The following is a 15,879-nucleotide window of genomic DNA, read 5'->3' on the forward strand; positions in this document are numbered from 1 at the left end:
TTCTACATGGAATTAGACTGCTTCTGATCAGTAAAAACAAAATCATCTTCTTTAGGGTCGCTAGCCTCAACGGCCGGATCCTTCCGAGCAGGGAGCAGCTTTCTTAACCAGTTCCCCCGCTCAATAGGCACGCCGACCCGCACCTGCTGGACTTCTTTAATCCCTTGAATCACAAGCTGCATGGCAAGAATCAATATCATAAATGCCACCAAGGCAGGTATAATCAGCCACCATCGCCCTGACATTAACGAGTCTTTGGCTGCCCCAATTAAACCAGACCATTCGTACGTGACGGAACGGGCAGGGTCTGCCATCATTCCGTAGCTCACAATCGTACCTCCAAAAAAGAGTTCAAATAATCCTAGGTGAATTAAGATAAGTAAGGTTTGAATAAACTGCTGCCCAAAGACAATTCCCATCCGGGCACTTAAATGCGGCAGGAGGTGTTTCCAAAGTAAATGCAGCGAACTGCCTCCAAGAATCTTCGTGCTCATCACAAATTCCTGCTTCATAATCAGTTTCATTTCATTTCCAAAAAGCACGACTACTAATGGAATCACAAGCAGGACTAGAATAATCCCCTCGTAGAGAACCCTGTCTGTTAAACTAGTCGTAAATCCACCCATCGGCATGTTCAAGACAGGGGCAAGCAATAGTAAAGCAATAATGGTTTGAGGCAGGAAATGCATGCCATCCACCAGCTTTTCTATTCCTCTCTGCAGTTTAGCCGGCAGGAAGAAAGCATACGGGATCGCTAGAATAAAACCAATCGCCATCCTTAGAAAAGCTACAATCAGAGCAAAGCCAATCGTATATTTCGCTCCTGCCAGCAGCTTGTCAAAAATACTAAAACCTAATACATCCGTCCCCATAAATATGTATTTTGGTGCATGAGGAGCAGCGGAGATAAGCTTACCTTCATCGTTGTAAATTTGATAATACTTGTCGATTAATGGGTCTGCCGTGATGGAATAAATAACACTTGTCAGAAATATCCCTATGATAACGATAAAACCAATCAGAAACTTTCCATTCTTAAAGTGGGCACCGATCTCTTTGAGAACATCTTTCATCCAGTTCCCTTTTAGTTTTACCGAACCCTTGCTCATAAAGCGGTTCATTTTAAAATCGACTTCCCCATCCGCACTTTTATCCTTAAACAGAAATAATTCTGTCCCTTGATAGAGTACAAAAAACGGTGTGAACAGCATAAATAGGATGAAGAAAGAAACGAGCGGTGTAAAATCCTCTCTAAAAGCGGTCGTGATTCCATTCATATTAAAGATATATTCAACGATCAGCAGACTGGAAAGACTGGACCAAATAATAATCTTCGAATGGTAGAAGACACTTTTTATCATATTTCGCAGCACATGCATATTTAAAATAAATCCCTTTTCAAGGCCCTTACTTCTCGCCATTTGCACGTAGGACTTAGTCATTTCTTCATCAATCAGCATCATCATTACTTTGTAGAGAGAAATCATCGGCAGTACAGCAATCGTTATAATCGGCAGCCAGTACACCCTTTCCTGCCCTACTGCAGCGAATTGAATCAGAATATGGGTCTGCTTATAAAACCAGACCACCGCTAGCTGCAGTGAAAAAGCCAGAAGTAAATCCGGAACAGATTCCAGGACGTTTAACAATCGACCGACCAAATTTTTTGCCCATCGCGGCAAAAAGAATGTCACTAACGCTAAAATAAAAGCAAAGACAAATCCGAGCAGAATCCCCGCAAAAAATACCGTCATCGAATACGAATAAGGGTGCCACAAATATTGTAAAACCGGAATAGGCTGCCCCTTAAAATGATAGACCCACTCACCTGGAGTAAGCACCTGGGTAAATAAGTGCTGCAAAGAAGTAATATAAGCAGGAACATTTAAGAACGTTCCATTTCTGAAAAGAGCCGGCGATGCACTAATAAATACAATACCGACCAATCCCAGGACATAGTAAAACAAAAACTTAATGACCTTCATTTTTTGACCCCCGATTACTTTCATCCCTCCAGGCAAACCTCTGCTGTCTCTTTTATGTGCGGGCTGAACCTGTTTTCTCTACCTATGTAAGCGTCTCTTTTTAATTTTCCTAATTATCAGACACTAATCTACAAAAAAAGATATACTGGATCATCAGTATATCTTACATCTCTATTACATTTTAATGAATTTGTCGTAACATTTCAATAAAATTCCAGCCCTCTTCAATATCTTCATCGCTATAGTTTTGTTTACTTTTGACCCGATACACCTTTTCGGTCACTTCTTCTTTTGGTAAATGTTCAAAGAAAAGCATGGTAGATACTAGCTCCAGGAACCGTGAGCTCTTCTCATTCATCGCCTGAATGTGATCGTCCAGAGGTGGCAGGTCCATCTGATAATGCTCAAGAAACTCCCTGCCCGCGTCTGCAACTTGATAGCGGTACTGGTAATAGCTTTTCTTCTCTTCTCTCGTCTCTACAATAAATCCAAGATTGCACATCTCTTCTATTCTTAACGTTAGCTCCTCTGAATAAGGGCCGTAAAAATGGAATTGATATTTTTCTTCAAATGGGATTTCACACTTTTTGAGTATGTAAATCATCTTCTGCAGCTTTTTCCGTCCGACAATTTCTTCAGAACTGGTAAAAAACTTCAGCAGCTTCGCATGATTTTCTAACATGGAGGCTCCACTCCTTATCCATACAATATTTCCATAATCCGTTTCTTCGTTTTACTGCGAGAGGACATTTCCTCTAATCGATCGAGAGGAAGATATAATTTATGATCCGTCCGTTTCTTCCCAGAAATCGATTCAACAATATCAGATAGCCGCGATAGTTCTTTCAGCTCCTGATTTGGCTTGAGCAGGTGAATCGGAAGCCTCTCCTCTTCCTCTCCCGGCCGGTAAAAATCGTACGGCAGGTCGGAACTGGAATCGACCACTAAATAATAATCCGGATTCAATCCTGCTTTCGTAAATAGCTGGTAGAGCTCCATCCATTCTTTCATCTGGGAATTCGGATTAAATTCAATGTATTTAAACAAACGCCGGTTTACAAAGCGATCGCAGAGATCACTAAGTACCGGATCATCCTCTTCCATCCATGCCTGAAAATAATACAGCGTAACGGCTTCATCCAGCGCTAAATACTCCTTAAGCGTCGGTTTGCCCGCGAAAAAAGACAAAAAATGAACCGGCTGGAGCTTGAACGTGTAGCCTTCATCGTACAGTTCTTTGGCACGGTGAAGAACTTTGGATAAAACCACTTCTGCACTTCGGGTGACCGGATGAAAATACACCTGCCAATACATTTGATAACGGCTCATAATGTAATCTTCTACCGCATGCATGCCGCTTTCTTTGATGACCACCTGATCTTCCATTGGTCTCATCACGCGCAAAATCCGCTCCATATCAAAATGTCCGTAGCTGACCCCGGTAAAATAAGCATCCCGCTGCAGGTAGTCCATCCTGTCCGCATCAATCTGACTCGAAATCAAACTAACAACCAGCTTATTGCTGTACGTTTTATTAATAACATCGGCCACTTTTTGCGGGAAACCAGCCTCCACTTTGGAAAGAATCTGGTTTACATGGGTGTCTCCAAGCAGAATGCGCTGAGTAAACTCCTCATGGTCCAGCTTAAATACCTTTTCAAATGAATGAGAGAAAGGCCCGTGTCCAAGATCATGAAGCAAAGCTGCACATAAACAAAGCAGCCGTTCGCGACTATCCCAGTTGGGCCGGTCTTTGAAATTCTCCAGGATCCTTCTAACGATTTCGTAGACACCTAAAGAATGGTTAAACCGGCTGTGCTCGGCCCCATGAAAGGTCAGGTAGGATGTTCCCAGCTGCTTAATCCTTCTCAGCCGCTGGAATTCAGGCGCGCCGATTAAGTCCCAAATCACTTGATCTCTTACGTGAACGTAGCGATGGACGGGGTCTTTAAATACTTTTTCTTCATGTAATTTTTCATCACGATAAGCCATCTGCTTGTCCTTTCTTCCTGCTATTTTTTCTATTATATACCTTATTTTCTGTCAAAAAAACATCTTGACAGCCAATTAAATTTTTCCCATTACTTGCTTCTTCGTTCTTGAGAGCCAATCGATAATTTTACAACTGCTGTGCCGTTCATGCAACAGCAAAGTTCTGGTATAATTATTTGAGGTTAATAAATGAGCCAAGTTGTGAACTATATCTCCACTTTTCCGAAATTGCTAAGGATCGTTGCCTTATGTGGAATAAAGGATGGATTGGAAACGATTCGCTTTCCTGTGGGGGAACTGGCGAGCCTCCTCGTTCGTTTCACTCTCTGTGGGGTCTCGCCTAGCACCTTCTCCCACGGGAGTCTCACCGTTTCCAATCCATCCTAATCATTAATTGATGAACGACCTTCCTTTGAAGTTATCTTAACTGAATCAATATATCCTACCCAGCTAGCCTACAAGCAACTATGCTTTTTTATGCACAGTCCAATAGTGAAAAGCTATACCCATATGGAGGTAGTGAATCCCGTTGTACAAAGGATGTATGATTTCGAGAAACATTATATGGCAAAGGGCGGAGGGGAACGATGAGACTCCTGCGGGATTATAGTGCAGGATGAGACCCCGGAAAGCATTGCTTGAGGAGGCTCATCGCGCGCCCGCGGAAAGCGAGTCGTTCCCCGGAGCCCTGTAATCTCGAAAAGTGTCTCGAAAGCTAGTCACTTTTCTCTAATAACCTGTAGATTCACCAATCTGCTTATTAACTAGAATAAATAAGACCAACCATATATCAACAGCGTCCGTTAATCGTGTTATGGAAAAAGGAGCAAATGCTATGCAAGAGATTCATCCGTTATTACAGCCAAAGAAATATCGTTTTATAGATCAGAGCACGCTGGGACCCGGCTTTTCAGCGCTGCAGTCTTTTGCCATGGATGATGCGTTATCCATTTCCGTCGGCGAGCAGATCAGCCCTACTGCGGCACGCTTGTGGGTCCATCACAACACCATCGTACTCGGTATTCCAGATGCCAGGCTGCCCTACATTGACAAAGGCATGGATTATTTACACGAAGCCGGTTATGAGGTCATCATCCGCAATTCAGGCGGACTCGCCGTTGTTCTTGATGAAGGCGTCATGAACCTGTCGCTGATTTTCCCAAATTCTAAGGATTTAAACATCCATGAAGGTTACGATGCGATGGTGGAATTTGTCCGCTTCTTATTCGCTGACTTAACTGACGAGATTGAAGCCTATGAAATTACACAGTCCTACTGTCCCGGCAAATATGACTTAAGTATTGGCGGAAAAAAATTCGCCGGCATTTCCCAGCGACGAGTGAAACAGGGATCAGCCGTGCAAATTTATTTAGATGTAACCGGCAGCGGTTATGAACGCGCCGCTCTGCTGAAACATTTTTACGAAATCAGCAAGCTCGGGGAGGAGACCCGGTTCGAATACCCGACGATTGATCCGAGTGTCATGGCGTCGCTGAATGAACTATTGGGAACCTCTTTAACCGTTGAAGATGTCAGAGAACGCATCCTTAAACAACTGAGCGAATTCTCTGAAGCGGTCGTGACTCACCCGCTGGAAGGGGAAGAAATTGAGTGGTTTACTAAACGATTAGACCAAATGATCGTGCGCAATGAAAAAGCACGGGAGAACCTGAAATAAGGCTCCTGTGCTTTTTTGTATAGATCATGTGAGTGGAATTGGTCGATTACAGAGGAGCGATTCACAGTTAACAATCTAACTCCATTCATGAACAACAAAGAACAGAATGAAAAATATAAACTATTCCAGCGTAGGAAATACGCGTAGACTTCTGCGGGAGGAAGGCATAGGTTTGACCCCGGAGTGCTTGCACAAGGAGGCTCACCAGCCGCCCGCGAAAAGCGGAGTGAATTTCCGGAGCGACCATTCAGGGTAAATTCTGCTTTTCTTAGAATGATTCGTTTTTATGAAATGGGTATTCATCCTGAAGGAATGTCTAGAAATCTTTCATTGTGGACAAAAAAATCCGAACGATGATGAAATAATGTCGTTAACATTTCACATCGTTCGGATTTAATAATCATTGTCCTAGGGTCTCTTTTAACTTTTTAAGAAACCGACTGGGCTGCCGTAATAATGGCAAGCTTGTAAACGTCATCCGCGTTACATCCACGGGATAGATCGTTGACCGGCTGATTCAGTCCTTGAAGAACGGGACCGACCGCATCAAAGTTCCCCATGCGCTGAGCGATTTTGTAGCCAATATTCCCCGCTTCAAGACTCGGGAAAATAAACGTGTTGGCTGCCCCCTTCAGCGGAGAATCGGGCGCTTTTTTCTCGGCAACTGACGGAACAAACGCAGCGTCAAATTGGAATTCACCATCAATGACTAGATTTGGATTCTGTTCTTTAGCGATGGCTAATGCTTCCGATACTTTCTCGGTTTCAGGAGATTTTGCAGAACCTTTGGTAGAAAAGCTCAGCATAGCGACCTTAGGGTCAATATCAAACAACTTAGCCGTATCAGCACTCGCAAGCGCAATTTCTGCAAGATCCTGGCTGTCAGGAGTCATATTGATCGCACAATCAGCGAACACGTACTTCTCTTCACCTCGTACCATTACAAATACGCCTGAGGTTTTTTTAATGCCTGGCTTTGTTTTAATAATTTGCAGTGCCGGGCGTACGGTGTCCGCTGTAGAATGAGCCGCACCGCTGACAAGACCATCGGCCTCGCCCATATAAACGAGCATCGTGCCAAAGTAATTCTCGTCCTTCAGGATGTCACGCGCCTGTTCTTCGGTAGCTTTACCTTTACGACGTTCCACAAAGGCAGCCGTCATGTCATCGGCTTTCGGATAATCTTCCGGATTCAGAATTTCAGCCGCTGATATATCCACTCCAGCTTCAGCTGCTTTCTGTTTCACTTTTTCCGCATTCCCAATTAGTACAGGAGTAAGTAATTCCTCTTTGCCCAGCTGACTGACCGCCGTAAGAATCCGCTCATCTAAACCTTCAGGGAATACGATTTTCTTGCCTTTTCCAGCTATTTTCGACGTAAGGGTATCAAATAAACTGCTCATGTTTTTCCCTCCATATTTTTATTCTGTACTATATAATAAGTCCTTTTGTGTTCAAATGAAAGTCATTCCGTTTAAACTTTTTCAGTTAAGCGATTACATGTACACTTTACCCTAAAAGTATGTTCACAATACTTTCAATTGGCTGAAATGATGATTTCCGGGAACTGTGTTATATTGGGGAAGGAAAAGATCCTATATATCATTCACATAAAAGGAGCGATCAAGCCATGCCAGAAGCAGTAATAACGATGGATGGTTGGTATTGTCTGCACGATTTCCGTTCCATTGACTGGACCTCTTGGAAATATGCAAGCAGCGAAGAACGTGAACAGGCAATTTATGAATTCCAGCAGCTCATCGGAAAATGGGAAGATACCGAACAATCTAAACTCGGCAGTCATGCTTTATATACCATTGTAGGTCAAAAAGCGGACTTCATGATGATGCTGGTCCGTCCGACGATGGAAGAACTGAATGAAATTGAAACAGCTTTTAATAAGACGAAACTGGCCGAATTCACAACGCCAGCCTATTCTTATGTCTCTGTTGTGGAACTGTCCAATTACATGGGCAATACCAATGAAGAGGATCCGGAAATTCAGGCACGTCTGAAACCGATTCTCCCGAAATGGAACCACATTTGCTTCTATCCAATGGATAAAAGACGCCAGGGCAATGACAATTGGTACGTTCTTGAGAAAGAAGATCGTGCGAAGCTAATGTATGCCCACGGAATGACCGGGCGCCAGTATGCTGGGAAGATCCGTCAGATCATTACAGGTTCCATCGGACTCGATGACTGGGAATGGGGCGTAACCTTATTCGCTCATGACGTTCTTCAGTTTAAAAAGCTTGTCTATGAAATGCGGTTTGACGAAGTAACCTCTCGTTACGGCGACTTCGGCTCCTTTTACGTAGGCAACCTCTTACAGCCTGACGCTGTGGAGCAATTTCTCCATGTGTAAAATAGCGAATTGAGGTTGATTTTTAATTTTTGATACAAAAAACAGACTTACACGGCGATTTACGAAACTCAGCCTTTCCGCCTATTTCAAAATTGGTTGGAAATAAGTCTGTCAGCCACTATTAAACCCGAACAAGGAAGAGAAGAACATTCCTTCCTTGTTCGGGTTTTTTCTGCCAATGTGATATGTTTTTTTCACGTTTACAGAGGAAATATTTTACGTTTCTTATTTTTCTTAATCAGACTTCTCTGATGAACAGACAGAAGGAAGTTAAAAATAAAAACTATTTCCTGAGCGGCCATTCAGAGTAAACCACTGCCCTTCCCCAAATTGTTCTTCTTTAGATTGGAGACTTTTCCTTATGTGCCAGCCTCTTTTTTTTATACAACTTTTCGATGAATAGTCATCAGTCCACCTAAACTAAAGATCACTAGACTGGCAATAACAGCAAAGAACATGGACGGCATGGAAACAAACACCCCGAAGGAATCCTCTGACTGCGGCATCATCATCAGAGCAGGCTGTGCCCATGGATAGAGCGGACCAAAGGTTTCCGAATTGATGACCAACAAGTTAGGAAGCGTTAAGATAACATTTAAGGCAAAAGGAGCCGCAAAGCTTGACCAAGAAATCGCTACCCATAAAGTAAGCGCCGCAAGCGGAAGAGAGGCGGCCCACCCCCCTGCTAAGCTTTTCAATATAAAACCCAGCGGAATCTCTCCTTCCGTTCCTCTGATAAACCCTGCTGCCACTACAAAAACCCCCAGCAGCAATTGATTGATTGTCACCAGTGCCATCACGATCATATATTTTGCCGCATAGATCCCTTTTCGATTTACCGGCAGACAAAACAGTTGTTTCCAGCCTCCGCCCTGATGCTCATAACGACAGACAAACCCTGAAAATATCCCGATCATTAATGGCAATAACAGCATCGCGTGCATGGACGTACCCATCGTATATAATAAGCGCCAGTCATGGCCGTCCAATCCCTCTGGTAAATGCAAAGAGAACGTGATCACCATGGCCAGCAGGGGACTGATCCATGGCAGCAGCCAGATTTTTGTCTTTTTGATTTTCATAAGTTCTGATACGATTAGTGATCCTGTCATCAGGCTATGTCCCTCCTTCTAAAATCCATGACTCCCACGCCTATAATAAGAAGACCTGCCAAAATTCCAAGTCCGACAAAAGGAAGGTGGTTTTCCCCGGGAGTCATCAAAGTCCACTTCCAAAACACCCAATCTGGAAGCTTCCCTGCCACAGAAAATACTGCGCCGAAAATACCGATGGATAGAGGCCCTGCCTGGTTTTTCACGACGATCGATAACCAATTCTGTATCGCTAAGACAGGCAGGCCAGCAAAGAGTGGATAAAAACTGTTTTTTAATAAAGCGACTAAAGGGGCGGATTCCCAGCTGAAGCCTAAACCTAAGCCTAAAGCGAGACTTCCAATCCATAGCAGCACACAGGAAACGGCAAGCATCATGCCCGCGACCAGGAATTTAGCCACAAACACATCGCGTCTGCGAACAGGAAGCGATAGCAGCTGTTTCCACGAGCTTTGCTTATGCTCCAAAGATGCAAGTTGTGAAGCTAAAATCGTCATTCCTAGAATTAAAGCAAGCGGCACAAACAAGTTAATATTTTGAATCAAAAACCCCCATACATCTGAATCCAGCCCGAGCAAATAATCATATCGCAATCCATAATTCACCGTCTGGAGAGCGATGACTCCAAACGGACCAAGAAAAACGAGAAACCAGAACCATTTCCTCTTGATCTTTAATAAATCAGCTCGCAGAATGGGGAGCATAGTCTTCCTCTCCTTCTTTGGTAAGATCGAGAAAAATATCTTCCAGTGACTGCTTCTTCTCTTCGATGCGGTAAACAGGGATCTGATTTTCGACTAAAGCCGCCACCATATCCGCTACATACTGATCGGTCCCCTCTTCCACATAAAGATGATCGCCTTTCCTCTCCACGATATACCCCCGGGATAATAACTTCGCCTTGGCTGCCGCTGTATCTTTCGTTCGCAGTCTAATTTGCGGCATAGCTTTACTTTTTAACTCTTCGATTGAATCTTGATAGATCATTTTCCCTTTCGTAATAATCCCTACCTGCGTAGCCATTTGCTCCATCTCGCTTAATAAATGACTGGACAGCATCACGGTCATGCCATATTGGTCAGGCATCGACTGAATGAGTTCCCGGATCTCCTGAATTCCGGATGGATCAAGGCCATTCGTCGGTTCATCTAAAATTAACAGATCAGGGTCTCCGAGCATCGCAGAGGCTATGCCTAAGCGCTGCTTCATTCCTAACGAGTACTCCTTTACCTTCCGATCCGCGTCTTTCGTTAAACGGACTATGGATAGCACATGATCCATCCTGCTTTTAGGCACTCCCAGCAGTTTTCGCAGCACCTCTAAATTTTCTTTCCCGCTCAAATGTTCATAATACGAAGGAGCTTCCACTAACGAGCCGATTTTTCGCAGCGTTTCTATTTTATGCTTTTGAAAGTCTTTCCCGAAAATTTCAATCTGCCCGGCAGTAGGCTTCATCAGCCCAAGGAGCATACGAATGGTTGTGGTCTTCCCTGCTCCATTTGGTCCTAAAAATCCATAAATCTCGCCTTTCTTAATGTTCAGTTGGACATCATCGACCACTTTTGTCTGCTTAAACTTCTTTGTTAATCCTGTCGTTTTAATAATGGATTCTCTCATTTCCTATCACCTCTATAGATAAGAATAAGCGGTCAAATTTAAAGCTACGCTCTCTTCTTGTTTAAATTTTGTTTAAACTTTGGGTGATCGCAGGATTACTCCACTTAAAAAGGACACCTTTCAAAATTCGCAGCTACAATCAAACTAAAAACGCCAGAATTTAAACATCCAGGCGTTTTTTGCATTCAATAATTAAAGGTAAAAGGATCCTTGTTTATCAATTGGTTTTTATAATTCTGTCCTTTAATTAAACGCAAGAAGGTCCGGGAAATTGCGAGACTCCTATGGGAGGATAGGACAGGTGAGATCCCACAGGGCAATTTGCCCGAGGAAGCTCACCGGCCGCCCATGGAAAGCGAGTGATTTCCCGGACCTTCAAACGCTGTCCAACATCCTCTAGACATCTCAAAACCAAGTCTTCTGATTAAATAGAGTTAAGTTAAACGGTCGGGAAGCGAGAAAAACTTCCACTGTAAGCATCCTCATTTATTCTGCCATCCTTCTTCCCACAGCAGGATTGGAGATCTTTATCTTCGTTCCGTCTGCATTCGTGTTCATCTCCCAGGCTAACTTCATGTCTTTTACCATTAAGTCCACGATCGTAAGACCTACGCCTGCCCCTTTGCTTTCGTGTTCCTGCTTCATTCCCGGACCGTGATCTTCAATTGTCAGGGAATCCGGCTCCAGCTTAACACCGACGAATTTGCCTTCTGAGGCGTAGCGGACCACATTCTGCAGTAAGTTATCAAGAATTCGCTCCATCCACTTCTCATCCACGTGCCAGTAGAGCGGCGCTTCCAGCGTTTCCACTTGCATGTCAAAGCCTTCTTGTTCAAAAACAGCGTACCAATGGGCAGCTACTGATCGAACAAAACGATTCATTTCTACAGATTGAGGATGAAAGGGATATTTCTTTCCCGTCAACAGCGTAATCGAGAATAAGTTATCAATTAAATTTCCTAAGTAATCAATTTTCTTATTTACTGATAGCAGCGCGTTTTTTCCTTTTTCACTGGTCACTTCTGGCGCTGCCTCTGACAATTGCGCCCTGATGGTGGTCAGAGGAGTTCTTAGATCATGAGAGAGATTAGCAATTAATTCTCTTCTTAAATTTTCTTCGCGAAGCTCTCTTCCTCTGCTTAGTTCAAGCTCCTCCACCATTTCATTAAAGCTGATTTCTAATTGACCTATTTCATCTTCATTCGATGGTTCAACCGGATGCGGCAGACCATTTTCACTTTTATGAGTCATCGCTTCCTTCAAACGAATTAACCGGCGGTGAACTTTCCTGAAAAAGAACCAGGAGAGGAAAATGAACACGACGAGAACTATAGCGAGTGCAGCAATAATAATATTCCCATAAATTTCGCTGAGCTTAGTTGCCGGAGGTCCCAGCAGATCTCGATCCAGCTGCACTACCATAAACCCTTCGTCGTGCCCCTTTCCAATAAAAGCTACGACAGTAAACGGATCACTATTATAATGCTGCTTCAAAAATTCCATGGCATCCGTTCTCGACCATCGCAGCGGAATTTCTTCCGGTACTTGAATGGTTTTCTGCGTAACGCCCTCCTTGTCGACCCAAAACATTCCTGCATCAGGATATTCATTATGAAGATCCGTAAGTGCTGACTGTATTTCCTTTTTACTACTGCCTTCTAATGCTTCTGCCGCTTCGTTCCATCGCTTTTCAAACGAGTCAAAGTTTCCATAAGGATCGTTAGGTTTTTCGATTTTGATACCCGGCAGATAAACCACTGCCGATATAAGCGGAACCATAATCGGAACAATTAAGACTGCTGCGAACATCAGCATCAAATATTTAAACTGAAGAGATTTAATCCACTTCATGCTTTCACCCGGTAGCCGATGCCGCGAATGGTCTCGATAATTTCAGGGTTCGAAGCATCCTTCTCCACCTTTTCCCGCAAGTGACGGATATGGACCATCAGGCTTTTATCCCCGGGCTGGTATGGTTGCTTCCAAATCGCTTCGTACAGCTGTTCTTTCGTTAAAATTTGGTTCACATGCCGCAGGAAATACTGAAATATGTAGAATTGCTTTCCTGTTAACACGATTTCCTTTCCTGTATCACGATTAATAATGATCTGGTGATCTCGTTTTATTTCCAGATGCCCGATACGCAAGGAACTTTCCGGACTTCGGTCGTATTTACGCAATTGAATTTCGATTCGCTTGAGTAATTCCTCCGGATGAAAGGGCTTTGTCATGTAATCGTCTGCAAACTCCAAGCCTTCCAGCTTGTCATCGATGCCGGTGCGGGCAGACAGCATAATGACCGGCGTCTTCGGCAGGCTTCGTTTAATCCTCCGCCCAATGGAAAACCCGTCCAACCCCGGCAGCATCACATCCAGCACTACTACTTCATACTCTGAAAGGTTCTCAGGAAGCTCTCCCCCATTCGTGAGCCAATGAGGATGATACCCTGCTTCTGTTAACTTTCTCGTGATCCATTCCCCAATTTCCTGATCATCCTCAAGGTATAAAACTTTCATCTGGCCGTCCCTCCTTTTCCCTCTTTATGTTACATGAAAGGGAAGATTGAAGTCATCAGCTTTTCCCATGTTCGTGATTTTTTATTCATATCTAGGAGGTGGACCAACATATAGTGTTAGAGAACAACCTTTCATGTCGGAAAAAAACGAGGTGACCGCATGGCTGTTGTACCCCACACCGAAGCAGATGTGAAACTTCTCGCCCGCTTAATGAGGGCTGAAGCAGAAGGGGACGGGAAACTAGGCATGCTTATGGTCGGAAATACAGGAGTGAATCGTGTACTAGGTCAATGTCTTGATTTCAAGGATATCGACACGATACGGCAGATGGTTTACCAAAGTCCCGGCGGGTTCGAAGCGACACAGAAGGGTTACTTTTACCAGGGCGCACGCAAGCAGGAAATAAGACTGGCCCGTAAAACGATTAAAGGGATGAAGTATCATCCGGCATCGAATGCCCTCTATTTCTTCAGACCTGAAGGCGCTTGCCGAGAACAGTGGTTTGGCCAATGGAACACGGGACGATTTAAATCCCATTGTTTCTATGCTCCCGTAAGATCCGAATGTCCGCGTGTTTATTAATTTGAATGAGGAGTGATTGAATTGGCACAGCAGAAACAACCGTCTGGCCAAAGCATGCCGGCACAAGGAATGTCGGGTCAAGGCATGCCTGGTCAAGGAATGTCCGGCCAAAATCCAAATCCGTACTACCCTGGCAACCCTTACTTACATTATTATCCTACCGCCCCTGCTGGTAACCCGGGAAATCCTTTTCAGCAGCAAGGCGGCATGCAGATGCCCCAGTCTTCAGGAGGGCAGTCTGGTATAAATCCGTCCGGTATGCTGCCATCTGAACAGTCTTATATTGAAAATATCCTTAGATTGAATCAAGGCAAAGTTGCCACGGTGTATATGACTTTCGAAGGCAGCGAAAAGTGGACCGATAAGGTATTTAAAGGAAAAATTGAAGCTGCCGGCCGAGATCACATCATCCTCAGTGACCCTGAAAACGGCAGGCGCTATCTGCTATTAATGGTTTACTTAGATTACATTACGTTTGACGGAGAAATTAACTACAATTATCCGTATGGCGGAGGCAATACTGGCGGCAGCATGGGGCAATATTCGCCTAGATAAATAAAGAAACCCGCTTCTGTCAGCGGGTTTTTGTCCTTTTGAACTATTTTGGGAGAAAGGAGAACCTATGCGACATCCTTATGAGAATTACTACTATGCCCAATTAGGTACTCTTTTACTAGCAGTCATCCTCGCAATTGTCGGGTTATTTCAGCTCGACAATCAGTGGATACTTTTAATCATGTTCTATATTCTGGCGGCAAGCTTCCTATTTGAAGCTCTAATTGAATACAAAAAGCAGCAGATGATATTATGTATCATCCAGCTGCTTCGTGCGTCCATCATATTCTTGTTTACTACCATTCTTTATTTCTAGACATGTTTGATCACAGCATACCCGAGCAGAATCCAGCCGACAAGGAAAGCAACGCCTCCCAGCGGAGTGATCATAGCAAAGGCCTTAATGCTGGTGGGAGCATAAATATACAGGCTTCCGGAGAAAAGGATAATTCCGATGAAGAATGCCCATCCGGCTCCTGTCATTAATCCTGACTGGATTTTGCTCATTAATAATGCAGTAACGAATAGAGCCATCGTATGGAACATCTGATAGTTGACCGCTTTTCCCCATATATCGAGGTTCTTATCTGAAATTTTCCCTTCGAGTCCGTGAGCCCCAAATGCTCCTAAAGCCACAGCAAGGAATCCGTTAATGGCAGCTGCCACTAGTATAAACTTCATCACTTCTCCCCCTCTTTAAAAGTCAAAAATCGAGGAACCATTCGCTTCCTCATGATCAATCGTTGTTTCTTTGTTCGTTTGAGAAGAACTCTGTTTGTCTGTCCCCATCATTTGACGAACTTCTTCTGCCGTCGGCTCCTGCACGGATCGATGACTAGTCTTCGTTTCTACTTTATTTTCATCTAATAATAGGTCAGCCAGCAAGCGTACAGAGCGGATGTGCTCCCGAAGCTGCTGATCATTCTCATGCGCAAGCATTGCTTCCTGGATTTCATTAGACATTTTCTTCAGGACGGTTTGGTTAGAAATAGCCATTCTGTCTTTCTCCTTTGCTTATCGTTTTATTCGCTGGTCGTGCTGATCTTTTCAGTACATATAAAAGCAGTGAGAAACCGTTCGTTCCGTATCACTTATACGTTCTTAAAACACTTGCTCTGTCGTAGTTTAACATGTTCTATGAAGGATTGTCTTATCATTGCGTTATTATTCACAAAATGATTAAAAATAGCAGGCTGCTCCTATCTATGCAAAGAGGATAGCACATAAGGATTTGTACCAATCAAGGGAAGAACAGCGATTTATCATGGATGACTGCTCCGGAAATACACTCCGCTTTTCGCGGGCGGCTGGTTTGCCTCCTCGTGCTGCGCACTCCGGGGTCAAACCTATGCCTTCCTCCCGCAGAAGTCTACGTGTATTTCCTACGCTGCAATGGTTGTTGAAAGCATAATAAACTCATTCGACATGCAGCAAAAAATCCGAACGATGAGGGAATCATCGTTCGGATTTAATA

At 43.9% G+C, this 15,879-nt stretch carries 16 protein-coding genes; 5 read left to right on the plus strand and 11 right to left on the minus strand.

Going from position 1 to position 15,879, the window contains the following annotated elements:
* Positions 1–2: 2 nt before the first annotated feature.
* The 3 genes from Q7A53_RS20015 to Q7A53_RS20025 form a co-directional block, all read right to left on the minus strand.
* Positions 3–2,009, minus strand: coding sequence for an ABC transporter permease subunit (locus Q7A53_RS20015; RefSeq protein ID WP_411790981.1), 2,007 nt, complete (start codon positions 2,007–2,009; stop codon positions 3–5).
* A gap of 157 nt (positions 2,010–2,166) precedes the next feature.
* Positions 2,167–2,667: a YwgA family protein gene (locus Q7A53_RS20020; RefSeq protein WP_411790982.1), complete on the minus strand. Its 501-nt coding sequence runs from the start codon at positions 2,665–2,667 to the stop codon at positions 2,167–2,169.
* 14 nt (positions 2,668–2,681) lie between these two features.
* Positions 2,682–3,977, minus strand: a complete 1,296-nt coding sequence (locus tag Q7A53_RS20025) for an HD domain-containing protein (protein WP_411790983.1) — start codon at positions 3,975–3,977, stop codon at positions 2,682–2,684.
* A gap of 835 nt (positions 3,978–4,812) precedes the next feature.
* Here Q7A53_RS20025 and Q7A53_RS20030 point away from each other — a divergent pair.
* Positions 4,813–5,655, plus strand: a complete 843-nt coding sequence (locus tag Q7A53_RS20030) for a lipoate--protein ligase family protein (RefSeq protein ID WP_411790984.1) — start codon at positions 4,813–4,815, stop codon at positions 5,653–5,655.
* Positions 5,656–6,083: 428 nt separating this feature from the next.
* On the opposite strand, the gene pta is transcribed toward Q7A53_RS20030, so the two are convergent.
* Entirely contained in the window at positions 6,084–7,058 is a 975-nt protein-coding gene (pta, locus tag Q7A53_RS20035; protein WP_411790985.1) for a phosphate acetyltransferase, read from the minus strand.
* 227 nt (positions 7,059–7,285) lie between these two features.
* Here pta and hemQ point away from each other — a divergent pair, with 227 nt between their 5' ends.
* Positions 7,286–8,023, plus strand: a complete 738-nt coding sequence (gene hemQ, locus Q7A53_RS20040; RefSeq protein WP_411790986.1) for a hydrogen peroxide-dependent heme synthase — start codon at positions 7,286–7,288, stop codon at positions 8,021–8,023.
* A gap of 380 nt (positions 8,024–8,403) precedes the next feature.
* Here the strand turns inward: hemQ and Q7A53_RS20045 are convergent, their stop codons facing one another.
* From Q7A53_RS20045 to Q7A53_RS20065, 5 genes are all read right to left on the minus strand, one after another.
* Positions 8,404–9,135: an ABC transporter permease gene (locus Q7A53_RS20045; RefSeq protein WP_411790987.1), complete on the minus strand. Its 732-nt coding sequence runs from the start codon at positions 9,133–9,135 to the stop codon at positions 8,404–8,406.
* Positions 9,135–9,839, minus strand: a complete 705-nt coding sequence (locus tag Q7A53_RS20050; protein ID WP_411790988.1) for an ABC transporter permease — start codon at positions 9,837–9,839, stop codon at positions 9,135–9,137. Before Q7A53_RS20050 ends, Q7A53_RS20045 begins: the two co-directional genes overlap by 1 nt.
* Complete coding sequence (locus Q7A53_RS20055; RefSeq protein ID WP_411790989.1) at positions 9,817–10,752, minus strand: ABC transporter ATP-binding protein; 936 nt, start codon at positions 10,750–10,752, stop codon at positions 9,817–9,819. Before Q7A53_RS20055 ends, Q7A53_RS20050 begins: the two co-directional genes overlap by 23 nt.
* A gap of 486 nt (positions 10,753–11,238) precedes the next feature.
* Positions 11,239–12,603 carry a sensor histidine kinase gene (locus tag Q7A53_RS20060; protein ID WP_411790990.1) on the minus strand — a complete coding sequence of 455 codons (1,365 nt, stop codon included), beginning with the start codon at positions 12,601–12,603 and terminating at the stop codon, positions 11,239–11,241.
* Entirely contained in the window at positions 12,600–13,268 is a 669-nt protein-coding gene (locus tag Q7A53_RS20065) for a response regulator transcription factor (protein ID WP_411790991.1), read from the minus strand. Before Q7A53_RS20065 ends, Q7A53_RS20060 begins: the two co-directional genes overlap by 4 nt.
* Before the next feature lie 159 nt (positions 13,269–13,427).
* Here Q7A53_RS20065 and Q7A53_RS20070 point away from each other — a divergent pair, with 159 nt between their 5' ends.
* From Q7A53_RS20070 to Q7A53_RS20080, 3 genes are all read left to right on the plus strand, one after another.
* A complete protein-coding gene (locus Q7A53_RS20070; protein WP_411790992.1) occupies positions 13,428–13,850 on the plus strand; it encodes a cell wall hydrolase in 423 nt (140 codons plus the stop codon).
* 69 nt (positions 13,851–13,919) lie between these two features.
* Positions 13,920–14,405, plus strand: coding sequence for a spore coat protein GerQ (gene gerQ, locus Q7A53_RS20075; RefSeq protein WP_411790998.1), 486 nt, complete (start codon positions 13,920–13,922; stop codon positions 14,403–14,405).
* A gap of 67 nt (positions 14,406–14,472) precedes the next feature.
* The gene (locus Q7A53_RS20080; protein WP_411790993.1) at positions 14,473–14,721 is read left to right on the plus strand and encodes a hypothetical protein; all 249 of its coding nucleotides are present in this window, start codon (positions 14,473–14,475) and stop codon (positions 14,719–14,721) included.
* Here Q7A53_RS20080 and Q7A53_RS20085 read toward each other — a convergent pair.
* Together Q7A53_RS20085 and Q7A53_RS20090 are read right to left on the minus strand one after the other, a co-directional pair.
* The gene (locus Q7A53_RS20085; protein ID WP_411790994.1) at positions 14,718–15,086 is read right to left on the minus strand and encodes a DUF423 domain-containing protein; all 369 of its coding nucleotides are present in this window, start codon (positions 15,084–15,086) and stop codon (positions 14,718–14,720) included. The two genes, Q7A53_RS20080 and Q7A53_RS20085, sit on opposite strands and share 4 nt — an antisense overlap.
* Positions 15,087–15,101: 15 nt before the next feature.
* Entirely contained in the window at positions 15,102–15,401 is a 300-nt protein-coding gene (locus tag Q7A53_RS20090) for a YwdI family protein (protein ID WP_411790995.1), read from the minus strand.
* Between the last annotated feature and the right edge of the window lie 478 nt (positions 15,402–15,879).

Source organism: Halobacillus rhizosphaerae, assembly GCF_046719735.1.
Lineage (GTDB): Bacteria > Bacillota > Bacilli > Bacillales > Halobacillaceae > Halobacillus_B > Halobacillus_B rhizosphaerae.

Bases quoted from the DNA above. Each gene is read 5' to 3' on its own strand.
- Q7A53_RS20015 (WP_411790981.1), bottom strand. From the start codon at position 2,009: ATGAAAGTAATCGGGGGTCAAAAAATGAAGGTCATTAAGTTTTTGTTT.
- Q7A53_RS20020 (WP_411790982.1), bottom strand. From the start codon at position 2,667: ATGTTAGAAAATCATGCGAAGCTGCTGAAGTTTTTTACCAGTTCTGAA.
- Q7A53_RS20025 (WP_411790983.1), bottom strand. From the start codon at position 3,977: ATGGCTTATCGTGATGAAAAATTACATGAAGAAAAAGTATTTAAAGAC.
- Q7A53_RS20030 (WP_411790984.1), top strand. From the start codon at position 4,813: ATGCAAGAGATTCATCCGTTATTACAGCCAAAGAAATATCGTTTTATA.
- pta (WP_411790985.1), bottom strand. From the start codon at position 7,058: ATGAGCAGTTTATTTGATACCCTTACGTCGAAAATAGCTGGAAAAGGC.
- hemQ (WP_411790986.1), top strand. From the start codon at position 7,286: ATGCCAGAAGCAGTAATAACGATGGATGGTTGGTATTGTCTGCACGAT.
- Q7A53_RS20045 (WP_411790987.1), bottom strand. From the start codon at position 9,135: ATGACAGGATCACTAATCGTATCAGAACTTATGAAAATCAAAAAGACA.
- Q7A53_RS20050 (WP_411790988.1), bottom strand. From the start codon at position 9,839: ATGCTCCCCATTCTGCGAGCTGATTTATTAAAGATCAAGAGGAAATGG.
- Q7A53_RS20055 (WP_411790989.1), bottom strand. From the start codon at position 10,752: ATGAGAGAATCCATTATTAAAACGACAGGATTAACAAAGAAGTTTAAG.
- Q7A53_RS20060 (WP_411790990.1), bottom strand. From the start codon at position 12,603: ATGAAGTGGATTAAATCTCTTCAGTTTAAATATTTGATGCTGATGTTC.
- Q7A53_RS20065 (WP_411790991.1), bottom strand. From the start codon at position 13,268: ATGAAAGTTTTATACCTTGAGGATGATCAGGAAATTGGGGAATGGATC.
- Q7A53_RS20070 (WP_411790992.1), top strand. From the start codon at position 13,428: ATGGCTGTTGTACCCCACACCGAAGCAGATGTGAAACTTCTCGCCCGC.
- gerQ (WP_411790998.1), top strand. From the start codon at position 13,920: ATGTCGGGTCAAGGCATGCCTGGTCAAGGAATGTCCGGCCAAAATCCA.
- Q7A53_RS20080 (WP_411790993.1), top strand. From the start codon at position 14,473: ATGCGACATCCTTATGAGAATTACTACTATGCCCAATTAGGTACTCTT.
- Q7A53_RS20085 (WP_411790994.1), bottom strand. From the start codon at position 15,086: ATGAAGTTTATACTAGTGGCAGCTGCCATTAACGGATTCCTTGCTGTG.
- Q7A53_RS20090 (WP_411790995.1), bottom strand. From the start codon at position 15,401: ATGGCTATTTCTAACCAAACCGTCCTGAAGAAAATGTCTAATGAAATC.